At 41.6% G+C, this 17,258-nt stretch carries 22 protein-coding genes; 21 read left to right on the plus strand and 1 reads right to left on the minus strand.

From position 1 onward, the window contains the following. From rfbD to NKF87_RS04695, 3 genes are all read left to right on the plus strand, one after another. Positions 1-942, plus strand: coding sequence for a dTDP-4-dehydrorhamnose reductase (rfbD, locus tag NKF87_RS04685; protein ID WP_055213658.1), 942 nt, complete (start codon positions 1-3; stop codon positions 940-942). Positions 943-1,033: 91 nt separating this feature from the next. Continuing rightward, a complete protein-coding gene (gene rfbC, locus NKF87_RS04690; protein ID WP_028087012.1) occupies positions 1,034-1,642 on the plus strand; it encodes a dTDP-4-dehydrorhamnose 3,5-epimerase in 609 nt (202 codons plus the stop codon). An 8-nt stretch (positions 1,643-1,650) separates the two neighbouring features. After that, entirely contained in the window at positions 1,651-2,886 is a 1,236-nt protein-coding gene (locus tag NKF87_RS04695) for an O-antigen ligase family protein (protein ID WP_055281590.1), read from the plus strand. 23 nt (positions 2,887-2,909) lie between these two features. On the opposite strand, the gene NKF87_RS04700 is transcribed toward NKF87_RS04695, so the two are convergent. Further along, positions 2,910-3,890: a glycosyltransferase family 2 protein gene (locus NKF87_RS04700; RefSeq protein ID WP_055281588.1), complete on the minus strand. Its 981-nt coding sequence runs from the start codon at positions 3,888-3,890 to the stop codon at positions 2,910-2,912. 221 nt (positions 3,891-4,111) lie between these two features. On the opposite strand from NKF87_RS04700, the gene NKF87_RS04705 reads away from it, so the two are divergent. The 18 genes from NKF87_RS04705 (at position 4,112) to NKF87_RS04790 (ending at position 17,251) form a co-directional block, all read left to right on the plus strand. Continuing rightward, positions 4,112-5,515 carry an undecaprenyl-phosphate glucose phosphotransferase gene (locus NKF87_RS04705; protein ID WP_117597198.1) on the plus strand — a complete coding sequence of 468 codons (1,404 nt, stop codon included), beginning with the start codon at positions 4,112-4,114 and terminating at the stop codon, positions 5,513-5,515. An 18-nt stretch (positions 5,516-5,533) separates the two neighbouring features. Then, positions 5,534-6,670: an LCP family protein gene (locus NKF87_RS04710; RefSeq protein WP_117597201.1), complete on the plus strand. Its 1,137-nt coding sequence runs from the start codon at positions 5,534-5,536 to the stop codon at positions 6,668-6,670. Continuing rightward, a complete protein-coding gene (locus tag NKF87_RS04715; RefSeq protein ID WP_055281583.1) occupies positions 6,654-7,961 on the plus strand; it encodes an O-antigen polymerase in 1,308 nt (435 codons plus the stop codon). Before NKF87_RS04710 ends, NKF87_RS04715 begins: the two co-directional genes overlap by 17 nt. 17 nt (positions 7,962-7,978) lie before the next feature. Then, positions 7,979-8,905 (plus strand): glycosyltransferase family 2 protein, encoded by a 927-nt coding sequence (locus NKF87_RS04720; RefSeq protein ID WP_117597203.1) that lies wholly within the window; start codon positions 7,979-7,981, stop codon positions 8,903-8,905. Between the two features lie 147 nt (positions 8,906-9,052). Next, positions 9,053-9,253 carry a helix-turn-helix domain-containing protein gene (locus NKF87_RS04725; protein WP_022426977.1) on the plus strand — a complete coding sequence of 67 codons (201 nt, stop codon included), beginning with the start codon at positions 9,053-9,055 and terminating at the stop codon, positions 9,251-9,253. Positions 9,254-9,302: 49 nt separating this feature from the next. Further along, complete coding sequence (locus tag NKF87_RS04730; protein ID WP_173903012.1) at positions 9,303-9,623, plus strand: hypothetical protein; 321 nt, start codon at positions 9,303-9,305, stop codon at positions 9,621-9,623. Then, positions 9,620-9,823 (plus strand): hypothetical protein, encoded by a 204-nt coding sequence (locus tag NKF87_RS04735; RefSeq protein ID WP_227239612.1) that lies wholly within the window; start codon positions 9,620-9,622, stop codon positions 9,821-9,823. The genes NKF87_RS04730 and NKF87_RS04735 overlap by 4 nt, the downstream gene beginning before the upstream one ends. 51 nt (positions 9,824-9,874) lie before the next feature. Next, entirely contained in the window at positions 9,875-10,192 is a 318-nt protein-coding gene (locus tag NKF87_RS04740) for a hypothetical protein (RefSeq protein ID WP_253584066.1), read from the plus strand. A 281-nt stretch (positions 10,193-10,473) separates the two neighbouring features. Further along, positions 10,474-11,475, plus strand: a complete 1,002-nt coding sequence (locus NKF87_RS04745) for a DNA cytosine methyltransferase (RefSeq protein WP_253584068.1) — start codon at positions 10,474-10,476, stop codon at positions 11,473-11,475. 209 nt (positions 11,476-11,684) lie between these two features. Next, positions 11,685-12,593, plus strand: coding sequence for a rolling circle replication-associated protein (locus NKF87_RS04750; RefSeq protein ID WP_253584070.1), 909 nt, complete (start codon positions 11,685-11,687; stop codon positions 12,591-12,593). After that, on the plus strand, positions 12,574-13,434 hold the full coding sequence (locus NKF87_RS04755) for a transglycosylase SLT domain-containing protein (protein WP_173903016.1): 861 nt from the start codon (positions 12,574-12,576) through the stop codon (positions 13,432-13,434). Before NKF87_RS04750 ends, NKF87_RS04755 begins: the two co-directional genes overlap by 20 nt. Before the next feature lie 112 nt (positions 13,435-13,546). Beyond that, entirely contained in the window at positions 13,547-14,014 is a 468-nt protein-coding gene (locus NKF87_RS04760) for a VRR-NUC domain-containing protein (RefSeq protein ID WP_253584072.1), read from the plus strand. Then, a complete protein-coding gene (locus tag NKF87_RS04765) occupies positions 13,993-14,205 on the plus strand; it encodes a hypothetical protein (protein WP_005422884.1) in 213 nt (70 codons plus the stop codon). The genes NKF87_RS04760 and NKF87_RS04765 overlap by 22 nt, the downstream gene beginning before the upstream one ends. Further along, positions 14,141-14,434 carry a hypothetical protein gene (locus NKF87_RS04770; RefSeq protein ID WP_226861596.1) on the plus strand — a complete coding sequence of 98 codons (294 nt, stop codon included), beginning with the start codon at positions 14,141-14,143 and terminating at the stop codon, positions 14,432-14,434. The genes NKF87_RS04765 and NKF87_RS04770 overlap by 65 nt, the downstream gene beginning before the upstream one ends. A gap of 12 nt (positions 14,435-14,446) precedes the next feature. Continuing rightward, entirely contained in the window at positions 14,447-15,226 is a 780-nt protein-coding gene (locus NKF87_RS04775) for a ParA family protein (RefSeq protein ID WP_055218464.1), read from the plus strand. A 2-nt stretch (positions 15,227-15,228) separates the two neighbouring features. Continuing rightward, a complete protein-coding gene (locus NKF87_RS04780; RefSeq protein ID WP_055218465.1) occupies positions 15,229-15,609 on the plus strand; it encodes a hypothetical protein in 381 nt (126 codons plus the stop codon). A 2-nt stretch (positions 15,610-15,611) separates the two neighbouring features. Further along, complete coding sequence (locus tag NKF87_RS04785) at positions 15,612-16,979, plus strand: ParB/RepB/Spo0J family partition protein (protein WP_242856395.1); 1,368 nt, start codon at positions 15,612-15,614, stop codon at positions 16,977-16,979. Then, on the plus strand, positions 16,979-17,251 hold the full coding sequence (locus NKF87_RS04790; RefSeq protein WP_055218467.1) for a hypothetical protein: 273 nt from the start codon (positions 16,979-16,981) through the stop codon (positions 17,249-17,251). The genes NKF87_RS04785 and NKF87_RS04790 overlap by 1 nt, the downstream gene beginning before the upstream one ends. Positions 17,252-17,258: the final 7 nt, after the last annotated feature.

Consider the following 17,258-nt stretch of genomic DNA (forward strand, 5'->3'; position numbering starts at 1 on the left):
ATGAAAGTATTAGTGACAGGTGTTGGCGGACAGCTTGGTCATGACGTGATGAACGAACTGGCATCCCGTGGTTATGAGGGAATCGGTTCTGACATCAAAGAAACATACAGCGGAATCCAGGATGGTACAGCGGTAACAACAATGCCATATGTGCCGATGGATATCACAGATGCATCTTCTGTAGAAAAAGTTCTGACAGATGCAAAACCGGATGTAGTGGTACACTGTGCTGCATGGACGGCCGTAGATCTTGCAGAAGACGAAGATAAGAAAGACATCGTAAAAGCGGTCAATGCAACAGGAACAAAGAACATTGCAGATGTATGTAAAAAGTTAGACTGTAAGATGGTATACATCAGTACAGACTATGTATTTGACGGACAGGGAGAGAAAGCCTGGGAACCTGACTGCAAGGATTACAAACCACTGAATGTATATGGAGAGACAAAACTTGCCGGAGAGCTTGCCGTATCTGAGACTCTGGATAAGTACTTCATCGTACGTATCGCGTGGGTATTCGGAAAGAACGGTAAGAACTTTATCAAGACAATGCTCAATGTAGCAAAGACACACGATACATTGAAAGTTGTAAATGACCAGATCGGAACACCAACCTATACATTTGACCTTGCAAGACTTCTCGTTGACATGATCGAGACTGACAAATATGGTTACTATCATGCAACAAATGAAGGCGGATATATCAGCTGGTATGATTTTACAAAGGAAATCTTCCGCCAGGCAGCAGAGCTTGGCCATGACGAATACGGCGAAGACAAGGTGACGGTTCTGCCGGTAACAACAGAAGAGTACGGTGTATCCAAAGCAGCAAGACCTTTCAACAGCAGACTGGACAAGAGTAAACTTGTGGAAAATGGATTTACTCCACTTCCGACATGGCAGGATGCGCTTGGAAGATATCTAAAAGAAATCGAATTCTAAATTTTATATAGGTGAAGAATAATCTCAGCCACATGACGTGGCTGGGATTAACTCACGTATAAATCATTTAAAACAATAAGGAGACGTAATAATGGGACAGATTAAAGTAGAAAAAAACGCAGGCGGTATCCAGGGACTCTGTGTAATTGAACCAACAGTACATGGTGACGCAAGAGGATACTTTATGGAGACATATAACCAGAAAGATATGGAAGAAGCAGGACTTACAATGCAGTTCGTTCAGGACAACCAGTCAAGTTCTACAAAGGGAGTCTTAAGAGGATTACATTTCCAGAAAGAATTTCCACAGGGAAAACTGGTACGTGTCGTAAAAGGTTCTGTATTTGACGTGGCAGTAGACTTAAGAAGTGACAGTGAGACATACGGAAAATGGTTCGGTGTAGAACTGACAGAAGAAAATAAGAAACAGTTCTATATTCCGGAAGGATTCGCACACGGCTTCCTGGTATTAAGTGATCTTGCCGAGTTCTGCTACAAGTGTACAGACTTCTATCATCCGGGAGACGAAGGTGGTCTTGCATGGAACGATCCTGAGATCGGTATTGAGTGGCCGACACTGACAGGAGAGTATAAAGGAACAGCATCCGGGGAAGGTTATGCGCTGGAAGACGGCACTGCACTGAACTTAAGTGATAAGGATCAGCTGTGGGTTGGACTGAAAGATACGTTCCATTTTTAGGATAAACTATGAATAAGTTATCAAAATTACTGAATGTTGTGATTTATCTGTGCATCATAAGTTATGCACTTCCAACGGGAGTAATGAAGGGCATACCAATTCAGAAAATATTGGTATGCCTGTTGATTATTCTAGGAGGAATATGCCTGGTTTTACAAAGAAAAAGCCTTGAGATTATAAAAAGTGCGAAGCTGGAGATTACTTTAGGTGTTTTGGGATTGTTGGCATGTATAGTCAGTTACATTCTTGGAAATGAATGGAGCATAAAATTTACGGGATTATTTTATATCTCGGTAATTGTGTTTGTAGAATTGTATTTTCTGGTCAGATATGAATTGGCTGAACCGGAAAAGATTGTAGAATGTATCCTTTATATGATGCTTTTGAAGATTCTGGGAAAAATAATCATAGAAATCGTCTTTGTATGTAAGTTGATAGAATATGAGGCTGTAATAGAATTTTATCTAAACATGTTTGGAACGGAAGCATCGACGATGACAATGCATTTGGGTAGATTATTGCTGATCCGTGTGCAGACTTCATCCGATATTATAGTTGTAACACTGATGCCGTTTTACTGGATGATGGAGAAATATAAAAAAAGCATCAGAAGTCTGCTGTTTATATTGAGCGGGATTTATACATTGATTGTATTTTCGAGAGTTTTGATGGTTGAATTCTGCTGCTTTGCGTTTGTTGCAGTGTTATATTATTGGAAAAAAATTCCGAAGAAGGTAAGATGCATCGGGTTGATTCTGGTGCTTGCTTCGTCGGTATTATGGTTGAAGCCTGTGATACAAATGATAGAATTCCGGTTCTTTTCTTCATTTGCTGCGGAATCAGATGATGTCAGGCAGATACAAATGAGAGAACTGATAAACGGAGTGAAGGAGTCACCGGTATTCGGGCATGGATTTGGAAGTTACATAAGTGATTATACAAGAAGCGGATCGATACCGTTTTCATATGAAATAGAATATCTGTCATTTTGTTACCAGATGGGAATTTTAGGATTTGTAGTTTTTGTCGGAGGAGTTCTCCTGATATACATAAGAAAAATCGTAAAGTATGCCAGAAAAAATATCTGGGTCATTAAAGTATTTACTTTGATTGGACTGGGCTGGTTTGTGATAAGACCTGCATTTAATCCTGCATTTCTCGGACTACAGAATGGATTTCAGATGATCGGATTATTGATGATCAATATGTATTTTAATAAAAAGCAGGAACCGTATCAAAAGTAAAATGATACGGTTCCTGTTTTTTTCTATTTTTTGAATAATTTTCGTCTAAACCAGTCTCTGGCATAAGAAAGAGTATGAAGAATCAGTTCAAACTCGATCAAAATATAGTTAGGCAGGTGCCGCAGCTTAAAAGCAACTTTTTTCTGTTCCCGGGCATGGGAAAGCCCTTCTTTTATTCCGCAGGCATAGTCTTTACCGAACCCCTTATGCATGAAAAACAGATATTTGACAACACAGCCGAGAAAAAGAGGAATAAAGTTCAAAACCAGCTGTAAGAAAGGCATGTTTTTGTAATTCAGGTAAATATTGTTGCGGGCAGATAATTTAACCTTGAAAGAGTTATATTTTGAACCGCTTGTACCGCTTCCTACATGGTAGACAAGTGCTGTGGGACAGTATGTATTTTTGTAGCCGTAAATTTTGGCACGGTATCCGACATCGATATCTTCAAGGTATGCAAAATGGTTTTCATCAAATAAGCCGATTTTTGAAAAAGCATTTCGACGGTAGATGGCTGCCCCGGCGCATGCGGTAAATATCTGATCTGCTTTTGTGTAATTGGAGACAGGACGTCCGGTTCCGCGGCACACGCCCCAACCCATTAAGGTATAAAGATCACCGGCGCTGTCGATCAGTTCTGGATGATACATCTGGATCATCTTACTGCTGACAGAAAAGATGCGCGGAGATTTTTCAATCGCTTTGATCATTTCTTCTACATAGTGTGTATCAACGGTCGTATCATTATTGAGCAATATCACATAAGGTGTAGTGGAATGTTCGATTCCGACATTGACCGCTTTACTGAAACCGTAATTTTTCTTTAAGGAGATAACTTCTATATCTGGGTAGTGCTCACTCATATATTCCAGACTTCCATCAGAAGATGCGTTGTCAACCACTAATACTTTGAAATCCCTGCAGGTCTGTTCTGATAATGACTGGAGGCAGGGCTCCATAAAATGTTTCCCGTTATAGTTTGGGATGATAATTGTTACTTTCATAGTTTGAGAAATACTCCGATCTCTATTTTCTGCTTTGTGTCTATTATAGCAAAAAAAAGAAGAGGGTGCCATATGAAGATTGGGTAAAATAATTTTTTAAATATATTTCAAAATTATTAATAAAGTATTAAGAAAAACTGTGGTATAATGGGTTGCCGTAAGGAAAAAATTATTGTAAGATAAAACGTAATGTAAAATTAGATAAATATGGGTGAGGAACATTGATAAAGGATAATCAAAAGTTATTAAACAGATTACATGTAGTAATAGATGCAGTCGTAATTGTATTTTCATATATTGCATCGTGGTACCTGAGATTTAAAAGCGGGATTTTTGAATTGGATCCATGGTTTTTATCATTGCAGGAATATGCAAAAGTGTTGATTATAATTGTGCCGGGATATCTGGTCTTATATTATGGATTCCAGTTATATACACCAAAACGTGTGCAGGGACGCAGACTGGAAGCATGGCATATCATTCAGGCGAATGTAATTGGTCTGATGGCATTTATTTTACTGTTATATGTGTGGAAGCAGCCTGATTTTTCAAGGGGAATGATTTTTGTATTTTTCCTGGTGAATGTATTTTTAGAGGTTGTTGTAAGAAATATTATCCGTGAAGTGCTGCGGGATATGCGGAAGCAGGGATATAACCAGAAGCACATTCTGCTGATCGGATATAGCCGTGCGGCGGAACAGTATATTGACAGAATTAAAGCAAATCCGGAATGGGGATATATCGTGAGAGGAATTCTTGCGGATAATGTACCAAGAGGAACAGAGTATAAAGGAATTAAGGTACTTGGAAGAATCGATAATCTTATGATTGTTCTTCCGGAAAATAAACTGGATGAGATAGCAATCACTCTCGGGTTGGCAGAATATCATAAATTAGAAAAGATTGTAGGTATGTGTGAAAAATCTGGTGTCCATACAAAGTTTATACCGGATTATAATAATATCATTCCGACAAAACCATATACGGAAGATCTGGTAGGACTTCCGGTAATTAATATAAGAAGAGTGCCGCTTAGCAATATGTTGAATGCATTTGTAAAAAGGGCAATGGATATTTTTGGAGCATTGGTTGCGCTTACATTATTTTCACCGGTCATGCTGGTAATAACAATTATTATAAAAGTGACATCTCCGGGACCACTGATCTTCAAACAGGAAAGGATCGGTCTGCAGAATAAACCATTCTATATGTATAAATTCCGGTCTATGGTTGTACAGGATGCATCAAAAGAAAAGAATGGATGGACGGTAAAGAACGATCCGCGTGTTACGCCGGTAGGAAAGTTTATAAGAAAAACAAGCATTGACGAATTACCGCAGCTGATCAATATCCTGAAAGGGGATATGAGTCTGATCGGCCCGAGACCGGAAAGGCCTCAGTTTGTAGAAAAATTCAAAGAAGAGATCCCAAGATATATGATCAAACATCAGGTGCGGCCGGGACTTACCGGATGGGCACAGGTGAATGGACTACGTGGTGATACATCGATTCAAAAGAGAATCGAGTATGATTTATATTATATTGAAAATTGGACATTGGGATTTGATATAAAAATATTATTTCTGACATTTTTCAAAGGTTTTATTAATAAGAATGCTTATTAGCTTCTAAAGGAGACGACAATGGCAAAGAAAAGACGCAAGACAAAAAGACAATTAAGAGAAGAACGACAAAAAAAATTGCGCAAAAGAAAAAGGAAAAGAATTATTTTACTAACAGTTGAAATTATAATTCTGGCTGCTTTATTAGTAGCTGCTTACGGAATATTCAAACTCGGGAAACTGGATTATAATGTGTTGAATAAAAAAAATCTGGAAGTTTATAAGGATACAGGAGAGTATACGAACATTGCATTGTTTGGATTAGATTCGAGAAATAATGAATTGGATGGCGGTGTACAAAGTGACTGTATTATGATCGCAAGTATCAATAATAAGACAAGTGACGTGAAGCTTGTGTCGGTATACAGGGATACGTTGCTGCAGCAAAAGAATGGACGCTATAATAAAGCGAACTCAGCATATAATACAGGCGGTCCGGAAGAGGCAATCAGTCTTCTGAACCGCAACTTTGATCTTGATATTAAGAATTATGTCAGTGTGAATTTTAATGCGCTTGTAAAAGTGATTGATGCTCTGGGTGGGATTGATATTAAAATGACGAAAGAAGAAGCACACTGGTGCAATCTGTATGGTGCCGAGACGGCAAGAGTGATTGGCGAACATTGGTCGGATATAGAAGAAAAAGCCGGTACACAGCATCTGGACGGTATTCATGGTGTGGCATATGCAAGAATCCGTTATACAAGTGGTAATGACTTCAAACGTGCACAGAGACAGAGAATTGTATTAGAAAAGGTTGCAAAGAAAGCACAGAAAGCGAATTTCATTACTTTAAATAAAATAGTAAATGAAGTATTTCCGATGATTTCGACAAGTTTTTCTTCAAAACAGATTCTGGGATTTGCAGCGAATGCACTGAATTATAATCTGGTGTCAACAAATGGATTTCCATATCAGGTAACAACCAGTGAAACAGTGAAGAATCATAGCGGTGTATCTTTTGTCATTCCAATCGGTTTGGAACAGAATGTAAAGCAATTACATCAGGAACTGTTTAATGATGATTCTTATGAGGCATCAGACAAAGTAAAAGAGATTGACAGTGACATTGTTTATCTGACGGATATAACAGCAGATAATACAGAGGCAATGGAGTCTACGTTTAAAGGAGACAGTCTGAATGAGGGAACGGAATAAAATTATTTTAGAATATGGAACTTATATGCTGAGCTTTTTTGTCAGTTACATAGCGTCACTGGCAAAATGGTATTATGCTTCGGGAATTATTCTGATTGTGGAAGCTGTTTATTTGTATGTTCACTGGGTAAGGGAAAGTGGAAGCTTTGTGGAACTGAGGGCTCTGTTTACACTTGCCTGGGTAGGGGGCCAGGGAATCAGCTGTCTGAAACTCAGTACATTACAGGATACATGGAGCTATATAACCTGGTTGAGCTTTTTTGTGATATATATAGCTTTTGGAATAGGATATGAATGGGGAAGAAAGTATAGCAGGGTAGAGGGAAAAGAACCTGAAAAAAATAAAAAAAAGGCAAACAGACTTTTTCGATGTATTATGTTGCTGCTGGTTGTGTCGGCCGGATGTTTTGTAATCGAAATTATCCGGATCGGTTATATTCCGGTTTTTTCAGATGAACCTTATTCGTATTCTTATTTCAGAATGTCGGCTTTACATTATCTTCATTATTGTGCAATCAGTTGTATCCTGATACCGGGACTTACGGTGCTTTGGAAAAAAATCGATTCTGAGGAAAGTAAGTGGCGTAATGGAGCGATCATTATTGCAAATATAGTGGCATTTGCAGTTCCGTTTCTCTATGTATCGAGATTTCAGTTTCTGTTTGAAATAGGTGTGGCAGCAGTCATTTATATACTGGTAAATAAAAATATGCGGAAAAGTACCTTGGTTCTTCTTGGCCTTGTGGTTTGTGCAGCGTATGTGGTGATTACATTGTCACAGAAGCGGGATGCGATATATTTGAACAATGTATTTAAAATGAAATATACACATATGCCGGTGTTTCTGACCCAGCCGTATATCTATATTGCCAATAACTACGATAATTTTGACTGTCTGGTGAAAAATCTGCCGAAATTTTCTTATGGCCTGCGGATGTTATTCCCGTTTGTGTCATTAACGGGATTGAAATTTGTAATGCCAAATCTGGTTCCGGCAACGGTCTATCTGACCAGTACCGAATTGACAACGTTTACAATGTTTTATGATGCTTATTATGATTTTGGAGTCATTGGAGTATTTGTGATAGCTTTGCTTATTGGTGTTGTGGCAAAGGTCATTATTGATATTATTAAAAAAAGTGATAACCCGGTTGTATATCTTTTTTATGGACAGATTGCAGTGTATCTGGCTCTTGCATTTTTTACAACATGGTTCAGCAGTCCTGCGACATGGTTCTGGCTGATCATTACAGGGATGATTTATTGCTATGTAGGATATGATAAGAAATAGAGGATGAAAAAGAAAAGATGAATAACGATCAGACTTCTGTAGATGTGGTGATACCATCATACAGACCAGATGAAAATTTTAGCAGACTTGTAAAAAAACTTCAGGAACAGAAATATCCGATCGGCACTATTTTTGTGATCAATACAAAGGCCGGAAGGTTTCCGAAAGAAGTAGAGCAGATGGAAAAGGTAAAAGTATCCCATATAGAACGCCGGGAATTTGATCATGGCGCAACACGGGATATGGGAATGCAGATGTCAAAGGCGGAAATTGTTGTATTTATGACACAGGATGCAGTGCCAGCAGATGAATATGTGATTGGAAATCTGGTGAAAGTACTGGAAGAAGATGAAATGACCGGGGCGGCGTATGCACGTCAGCTTGCAGCATCTGATTGTAATTATATAGAAAAATATACCAGAAAATTCAATTACCCGGAAAACAGCCGGATAAAAAGCAAGGAAGATTTACAGGAAATGGGCATTAAAACATTCTTCTGTTCTAACGTTTGTGCGGCATATAAACGGAATATTTATGAAAAAGCAGGTGGATTCTGCAAGAAAACAATATTTAATGAGGATATGATATTGGCCGGTCATATGATAAATGCCGGATATAAGGTCGCTTATGTGGCTGAAGCGAGAGTGATTCACTCGCATAATTATACAGGGATGCAGCAGTTTCACCGCAATTTTGATATGGCTGTGTCACAGGCAGAACATCCGGAAGTATTTGAGGGTATAAAGTCTGAAAGCGAAGGAATAAAATTGGTGAAACAGACAGCCGCTCATTTGGTAAAACAGCGGAAAATATATATGGTTCCAAAACTGGTTTATCAAAGTGGTTGTAAGTATATTGGTTACCGGATGGGGAAAATGTATAAAAAATTGCCGGATAAAGTCGTTAAATGGTGTTCGATGAGTCCGGGTTACTGGGAAAAGTAGACGAAAAGCTATAAGTTTTAAAATTAAATGCGACAAGAGGCATTAAACCTCTGCCGCATTTATTTTTTTTACTCAAAAAGCAGAATGCGGTAGAGCGTAAAAACTCTTACCGCATTTTTTATTTACAAAGGAAAGGAGAATGAGAACGTGGCAAGGAAATATAAAAGATTGAATTATGAAGACCGGAAAGCCATTGAAGCGATGTGCAAGCAGGGAAAGCGTGCAGAAGAGATCGCGGAAGCAATGGACGTTCACAGAGCCACCATCTACCACGAACTGAAAAGAGGTGGCGCAGAAAACGGAAACCGGAAGCAGTACAGCGCAGACATGGCACAGAAGGCAATATAATTTGTTCCCCGAAAAGGATCGGGGAAGTACATATGAAAGGCGGAAGAATATGAAGCTGAATATTAAAAAATTTATGATGACAGAAATGGGCGGAGAACTGGAAGAAACGATCAAGGCATGGGATCAGGCACTGGAAGAACGAAGAAAAGCGACGCCGGGAATTGGTGATCCAGATCAGGGAATAGGCTTCGGATATTGGGATCGTACATGCAAAAGCTGCCAGGATAGATGGGAAGTTTTCAAGTTAGCAATCAGACAGTTTTATGGAATTGAATTCAACTTTACACGGACAGATGAATACTTCGGAATTTGTAACGATGATGAAACTATCTGGCTGATGAAAGAGAACAGAAAGGAGGAACGACAGTGACAAAGAAAAGATCGACTGACATCCGGACATGTCCCGTGTGCGGGCATCCGGTGCAACGAAGTGACATGCAGTTCACACGGGATTGCAATGGGATCCCGTTCAGACTGGTTTGCTGGGACTGCTACGATCAACTAATGGCGAAAGGCTATGACGGGGAATATTACACAGAAGCAGATGAAAATATTGATTATGACTATTAAGAAGGTGAAGAAATGTACATTTTATCGCAGGACAAAACGCGGATTTATAACATGTCTGGTCACATAGAAGGGATCGGATATGAAGAATCAAAAGACTACAAACAAAGAAAGAGTGAAAACATCAGGCATACGATTCAGGTATTTGATGGATGCGCAGAGGAGATCGCGGAGTTCAAAACGAAAGAAGATTGTATGTTGGTGATATATGCGATCTTTAAAGGGATGGAACAGGATAGCAAAGCAGTAGAGATTCCGACACAGGAAGAAATGGAAAAACAGAAAGATCTGATCAAACAGCTTGCGGAAGCAGGGCAGGAAGTGGCAGCAGGCATCGAAGATCTTCTGAAAGAAATGTTCAACGGAGAGTGAAGCCGAAACGGGGCGCAAGCCCCGTCCGGTCACGATGGCAACGTGATCGCTGACGATGGCAAGCTGATAGCCGTCCGATGAACACTGTGGAAAAATAGCGGCGGGCATAGACTGCCAGAATTCTATGCGGATGTCCAACAGGTTTTCAGATGCTTTTTAATGCGAAAAGCAACAACGCAGCGTCAGATGTTGCCGGAAGGGATGTGGTGATATATATGACTGCGCTGATCAGCGCAGATTGATTATGCCGGAAGGCGGTACATAGAAAGGAAAATGAACAGATGACAGCAACAGAAGAAAGACCAGTGCAGATTTTGGAACTATTCGGAGGAATAGGAAGCCCGCGATGTGCATTGCGAAATCTAAAGATACCAACAAAAGCGATCGACTACGTTGAAATTGATGAAAAAGCAGTCCGATCTTATAACAATATGTTTAGTGAAGAACTGCCATATAAAACACAGTCTGTCGTGGGGTGGAACCTGAAGCCGGATATTTTGATACATGGAAGTCCGTGTCAAGATTTCAGTATAGCCGGACATCAAAGAGGGGCGGACGAAGGAAGCGAAACAAGATCAAGTTTAATGTGGGAAACGATTCACATTATTGACCAGATGGGGGAATGGAAACCGAAATATGTGATCTGGGAAAATGTGAAAAATGTGACATCGAAACATATGATTGCGAATTTTGTGCGTTATCAAAAAGAGATGGAACGAATGGGCTATACAAATAATTACGATGTTTTAGATGCAAGAGAATTCGGGCTGCCGCAAGCACGCAAAAGAGTGTTTACAATCAGCTGCCTGAATGGTGAAAAATTTGATTTCACAAGTCTGATCAGGACGCCTATGCGTAAGATCAGCGATTTTTTGGAAGATAACGAAAATGTTCCAGAAGTATATAACGTTACACAGCCATCTGTATATAACATGATCGGCGCGTCAGGGATAAAAAGGGCGACGGTGATCAAAGATTTTGCCTACACGATTACAACACGGCAGGATAGAACACCAGCACAGGTGATTGATTGTGGATCAGGACGATACAGATATTTGACAGAACGGGAATGCTGGCGGCTGATGGGATATACAGACGAAGAATTTGAAGCAGCAAAAGCTGTACATGAGAGAAAAGGAAGATATTACATGACACTGTATAAACAGGCGGGGAATAGCATAGCGGTTCCGATATTTGAAAGCATCTTCCGAAAGATAATTCTGGGAGAGGAGAAGAGAAAGAAGGATGACAGTGAACGTCAGGAAGGCGATGCAGGACGTTAGAAAAGCAGGGTAATATAAAAGCCCTCTGGTATGCTTGGCGGCACCAGAAGGCTTCACAGTGGCTTCAGGACGATGCCCGAAAACCATAGTACACATCAAAGATATTGTACACCGGACAGCCTGAAAAGTCAATGAATCCGCGCTTTTCTGAACTTCCTAAAACGACCTTGTAATGGATACTAACAATTCAACTAAAGGAAGTAAAGGGAATGAGAAAGAAAAGAAGGAAGGCTGTATATGTCCCTTATGACTATGAAGCAGCGTATAAGAATAGTTTGGATAAGATGGAGGAAGCAAACGAAGAAAGGATCCTGAAGGAAGGCAAGGTGAAAAGCATCTATGCAACGAAGGAGATTCGATCAGGTGATCAGCTGGAAGTGGAAATCTATCCAGAGTTTACAAAGGGACAGAAAGATCAGATCCCGGATGAAGGGAAAAGAAAAAGGCAAAGACAGGCACAGAAGAATCTGAATGATAAAAACAGTAAAAAGATGTGCGAAAGGGTGATCAGTGAGAACTTCACGGATAGAGATATATGGGCGACATTCACATACACGGATGACAATATGCCTGCTTCGATGGAAGTGGCAACGAAGAACATGCAGAACTATATCAGGCGACTGAATTACCGGCGGAAGAAGCAGGGATTGAGTAATGCAAGATATGTGTATGTCACAGAATGCAGTGAAAAAGGACGCTGGCATCATCACATCGTTATGGATGGCGATGTGGATATGGACACGGTTGAAGCAGTCTGGAATCTTGGAAAAAGAAATGAGATCAGAAGGCTTCAGAGGGATGAAAACGGTCTGGTCGGAATGGCAAGGTACATCACGAAAGAGAAAAGCAAAAAAGGAAAGTATCAAAAGACATGGTGTGCATCAAAGGGACTGCGGAAACCGAAAGAAAAAGTCAATCATTACAAAACGAAACAGAAGGATGTGGACAGGATCGTAAAAGGAGATCTGAATGTCTGCGATCATTTGATGAAATGGTATGGCGATAAATATGATTTTGCTGAAGCAGAAGTGAAATATAACACGTTCAACGGCAGGTTCTACATATACGGGCGGATGCGGTTGAGGAAAGGAACGGCACATGACAAGGGCAAGAAGTAGGAGAACAGCACGAAGAAAGATCAAAAGACTGATCAGGAAGACTTTGAAGATCGTATGTGCTGTATGGGATTTCATTGCAAGGCATCCGGCAATGCTTGCGATGCCGCTGATCATTTTTCTGCTGGTGCTGACAATACAAATGCACGAATTTGAAAAGCAGGTGCAGGCGTGGGATCAGGAGATCCGGCAGCAGCAGGAGCAGATCGAAGAATTGTATGATCGGCAGGATCCAGTGGAGCAGACAGACATGACGGATGTATATGGATGCAAAAGTCTGTACGGTACATATGATTTTCCGTGGAATACAATGTCGCAGGACTGGGGGAGCGATCAAGTGACAGGATTTTATTATCATGAAATATCTGAAGAATGCAAGGCAGCAGGCGGAGAGTTGCCGACGATCATTCAGGTATATACATACATTGTATGCGAACAGAATGGCGTCGATTATGAAATGGTTTTTGCATTGATCGAACAGGAATCCCGATGCAGATGGGACGCTGAAGGCGACAATGGAACGTCAATCGGTTTGATGCAGGTGTCGGAAAAATGGCATATGCAAAGGATGGAAGAACTGGGAGCGTATGACTTGAAGAATCCATATCAGAATGTGCTGGTTGGCGTGAATTATCTGTCAGAAATCCAGAACGATCTTCGCGGAACAGTACCAGATGAAGATCTTCCGTACTATACGCTGGCAGTTTATAACTACGGGAAGCAGGGCGCAAAAGCGAATCTGTGGGATCAGGGCGTTGTGAAGTATACATACAACACAAAGATTATGGATCGAGCGCAACAGCTGAAAGAAGAGAAAAAGAAAGCAGAGGAGGGGCGCGGATGATCAGGAACATCACGAAGAAGATCAGACACATGATCCATATGATCAGGATCCAGCAATGTCATCACTGCTGCCTGTTCTGCAAATATTGGAACATATGCAAGGAGGAAGAAGAGTGAATCGAAGATATGCAAGAAGAAGCGAGGATACAGAGCAGATGAGCGTCATGGACTGGGCGCGATGGAATCAAAACGCGCATCCGGAACTGGAACTGCTGCATCATTGTCCGAATGGGGGGAGCCGCAACAAAGCGGAAGCAGTGAAGTTGAAACGGATGGGCGTGAAAGCTGGAATTCCGGATCTATGTCTTCCGGTTCCGATGGGGATGTACAGCGGTTTGTATATTGAAATGAAATACGACGCCGGAAGACTGGAAGACAGCCAGAAGAAGATGCTGAAGGCACTGGCGGCAGCAGGACATTACTGCACAGTTTGTTATGGGGCAGAAGAAGCGATCCGGGTGCTGCAAGAATATATCAACCTGAAGAAAATTGATACTGGAAACAGAGAAGATACAATGTCAGAACAGAACTTGATGGTCAGAAAGAACGGGAAAGTGAAATGTATTATTTTCAAAGAGTAGAAGAAAGATCAAAACAGGCAAGGAAAGCACTGAAGAACTGCGAACTGGCACAAAGGCAGAAAAAATTCGGATTCAAGGAAGCAGTGATCAGCAGCCGCGGAGAATGTACCGGGTGCAGAAATCCGGATGACGGAACGCTGGATCGGAAGTGCAAGCGTTGCCAGTATAACGAATACTATGAAGCGAAGTGATTATGCTTTTCCTTGCGGCGGCTGCATCTGCAATCACTGCGCGAACAATTTATACAGCGAAGATAAAACGGCAGGGGAAGCAAAGATATTTTGCGATGCCTGCGAGTGGTGCAGATGGTATGACGGAGATACGAAGAATCCGGATAAATGGAAACAGGAATGCGATGAATATATCATCACGGAGGAACAGGCAAAAAGAAACAGGAAAAAATTCAAAATTGTGAAATAGGAGGTACACATCATGAAAACAATCGCAATTATGAACCAGAAGGGCGGGATCGGCAAAACAATGACGGCGGCTTCGATCGCTTACCTGCTGGGAGAAGAACAGGGGAAGAAGGTGCTGCTGGTCGATGCGGATCAGCAGGGCAATGTATCAATGCTGTATGACAGATACAAACCGGAAGGGATCGGGATGTCTGAATTGTTAGAAAGGCACAGAAGCGTTGGAGGATCTTACAAGACAACAGACCTGATCCAGACAACACCGTATCACAATATTGACATCATCACAGCAAATGGATATTTAATGCGGACTAACATGAATCTGCTACTGAACGAAAAAGAAGATCAGATCCTTCGCTTTGCGGCTGCAATGCTGGAAGTGCAGGATGTATATGATTATTGTGTGGTTGATTGCGGGTTGCTGCTGGATATGACCGTGACGAATGTTCTGGTGGCGACGGATCTTGTGATCCTTCCGGTTAAGATCGGCGGATTTGAAATTGAAGCGATTGCGAATATGGATGAACAGCTGGAAGATCTGCGAAGCCTGAATGACCGGATCCGCATGAAGATTTTAATGACTATGCGACAGAAGAACCAGACAAGCCTTCAGGTGGAAGCATGGCTGAAAGAATCATCTGGACAGGATTGCTTCGTGACGGCTGTTAGAAGATCCATCATTGCAGAAAAAGCGACAATGCAACGTGTGCCGCTTCCGAAGTTTTCTAAAAATTGTATTGTCACACAGGACTATCGGAATGTTGTGACAGAACTGCTGAAAGATATGGAGGGATAGGCATGGACATTGATGGACAGGTAACGATCAGCCTGAAGACATTTAACCAGCTTCAGGACAGAGCAAAGCAGGCGGACGAACTGAAAAAGAGAATGCAGGATCTGCAAGAGGAGATCACGGACATTATTGATCAGATCGACGAAACAGAAGCAGAACCGATCTTTCGTGAAATTGATGATAGCAATATGACAGATAAACAGATACAGAAAAGGTTCGATGAAGCGATTGCGAAGTTTAGGATCATTCTGGATCCGGAGAAGACAAAGCGTTTGATTCAGAAGTACATAGAAAAAGACAGAAGTGATTCACATGCGGATGTGAAGAACGCAAGCCGGAAGGTGCTGGAACAGATAACGATCACGATGAAAACAGAGGAGGAATAAACATGGCAGCAGGATGGAGCGTAATGGATGCCTTAAATAAAAACAGCAAGGCAGCAGCAGAAGAGAAACCGAAAGCAAGATTCCGGACACGGGACATTAGCATCCGGAAGATTTACAGCAATGACAGGAATTTTTATTCGATGCCGGGAATTGAACAGCTGGCACAGGAGATCTTGGCGGTTGGTCTGATGGAGAATATGACAGTGGCATATGCGCCGTGTGAACGCGGAGAATATAAGATCATCGCCGGGGAAAGAAGATGGCGTGCATTGAATTTGTTACTGGAAAAGGGATATGAAGATTTTGAAACGGCGACATGCCAGATCAAAAGCGCAGCTGAAGAGAACGAAGAAATGGTACAGCTGATCATTGCGAATGCGTATCGTGACAAGACGATCGCGGACATGTTGGAAGAGGAAAAACGCCTGAAGGAATCACTTCAGTACATGAAGGATAATGGATTGACGCTTCAGGGGTACAAACTGGACAGCGGACGTCTGCGTGATGTGATTGCTTCGATCATGAATATGACTGGAACGAAGATTGCACAGATCGAAAGCATTAACAAACATTTGATTCCGGAATTTTCAGCAGAACTGAAAGAAGGTCGCTTGACATTTTCAGCAGCATATGAAATTAGCGGAATGGCAGAGGATAAGCAGATGGAACTGCTGGAAAAGTACAAAGAAGGCGGGCTGTCATTAAAAGAAGTGAAACAGGCAAAGAAAGAGATCGAAGAAGCAGCAGAGAAAGCAGAAATTCCGGGGCAGATGAATTTGCCGGAAGATCCGGAGGAATGGGAGCAAGAGGAAGCAGAAGAGGAGCAGGAAGAAGAATGGCAGCAGGCACATCCGGAAAGCATCACATCACTTTGCTATTCATGCCAGCGATATTCAGAATGCAACGTGAAAACAGGGACATGTCAGGACTGTGATCGTTATGTTGATAAGGCGGAAGCTGAAAAGACGCCGGAACAGCGATATGACGAGGAACAGGCGGCAATCGACAGGGAAACGGCGAAAAAGCTGACTGAAATGGAGCAGGAAGAAAAGATGAAGAACCTGCCTTCGGATGAAAAGAAAGCGCGAATGATGCGGGTGTCGGCGGAACTGTTCAAAGACATCAAAGAAGGAAAGATCCGTCACATGATTGTAAAAGAGGATCAGGCGGGATACAGAGAAAAGGACATTTTGACACTGCTTGCATTCCGCGATGGAAGATCAACAGGTGAACAGATGCGTGTGTGCATTACATGCGCCGATGATGCGCAGACATCCAGTGCGATCATTGAAGGATATGCTGTCATCGGGATCATGGATGTTTACGATGCGGAAGCACTGGGATTGATTGACTTGGGGGATGAAGACTGATGGCAGATAAAGATAAATTTATAAAACCGGAATTGAAGACATACAGCGCAAAGAAGTTGTTGACACAGGATAGACTGATGAACGCTATGATCGGAATTAGAGAAATTCAGACGCAGCTATGGAAAACGATGCCGGATGATCAGTATGAAAAGCTGGAACCGGAATTTGACACAGCGATCGCTGCAATGATGGCGCATATGTGCGGGGTGATGCCCGCACACGCGCAACCGGATCAGGAAAACGGTCAAGATGTCCTGATGCCTGCGACATAGGAAAGGA

The sequence above is a fragment of the Dorea longicatena genome (assembly GCF_024168045.1).
Taxonomy (GTDB): Bacteria; Bacillota; Clostridia; order Lachnospirales; family Lachnospiraceae; genus Dorea_A.

Coding starts and splice junctions, on each gene's coding strand:
- NKF87_RS04730 (WP_173903012.1), top strand. CDS start 9,303: ATGAAGCTGAATATTAAAAAATTTATGATGACAGAAATGGGCGGAGAA.
- NKF87_RS04700 (WP_055281588.1), bottom strand. CDS start 3,890: ATGAAAGTAACAATTATCATCCCAAACTATAACGGGAAACATTTTATG.
- rfbC (WP_028087012.1), top strand. CDS start 1,034: ATGGGACAGATTAAAGTAGAAAAAAACGCAGGCGGTATCCAGGGACTC.
- NKF87_RS04765 (WP_005422884.1), top strand. CDS start 13,993: ATGTATTATTTTCAAAGAGTAGAAGAAAGATCAAAACAGGCAAGGAAA.
- NKF87_RS04755 (WP_173903016.1), top strand. CDS start 12,574: ATGACAAGGGCAAGAAGTAGGAGAACAGCACGAAGAAAGATCAAAAGA.
- NKF87_RS04715 (WP_055281583.1), top strand. CDS start 6,654: ATGAGGGAACGGAATAAAATTATTTTAGAATATGGAACTTATATGCTG.
- NKF87_RS04720 (WP_117597203.1), top strand. CDS start 7,979: ATGAATAACGATCAGACTTCTGTAGATGTGGTGATACCATCATACAGA.
- NKF87_RS04695 (WP_055281590.1), top strand. CDS start 1,651: ATGAATAAGTTATCAAAATTACTGAATGTTGTGATTTATCTGTGCATC.
- NKF87_RS04780 (WP_055218465.1), top strand. CDS start 15,229: ATGGACATTGATGGACAGGTAACGATCAGCCTGAAGACATTTAACCAG.
- NKF87_RS04770 (WP_226861596.1), top strand. CDS start 14,141: ATGACGGAACGCTGGATCGGAAGTGCAAGCGTTGCCAGTATAACGAAT.
- NKF87_RS04750 (WP_253584070.1), top strand. CDS start 11,685: ATGAGAAAGAAAAGAAGGAAGGCTGTATATGTCCCTTATGACTATGAA.
- rfbD (WP_055213658.1), top strand. CDS start 1: ATGAAAGTATTAGTGACAGGTGTTGGCGGACAGCTTGGTCATGACGTG.
- NKF87_RS04740 (WP_253584066.1), top strand. CDS start 9,875: ATGTCTGGTCACATAGAAGGGATCGGATATGAAGAATCAAAAGACTAC.
- NKF87_RS04790 (WP_055218467.1), top strand. CDS start 16,979: ATGGCAGATAAAGATAAATTTATAAAACCGGAATTGAAGACATACAGC.
- NKF87_RS04745 (WP_253584068.1), top strand. CDS start 10,474: ATGACAGCAACAGAAGAAAGACCAGTGCAGATTTTGGAACTATTCGGA.
- NKF87_RS04710 (WP_117597201.1), top strand. CDS start 5,534: ATGGCAAAGAAAAGACGCAAGACAAAAAGACAATTAAGAGAAGAACGA.
- NKF87_RS04775 (WP_055218464.1), top strand. CDS start 14,447: ATGAAAACAATCGCAATTATGAACCAGAAGGGCGGGATCGGCAAAACA.
- NKF87_RS04785 (WP_242856395.1), top strand. CDS start 15,612: ATGGCAGCAGGATGGAGCGTAATGGATGCCTTAAATAAAAACAGCAAG.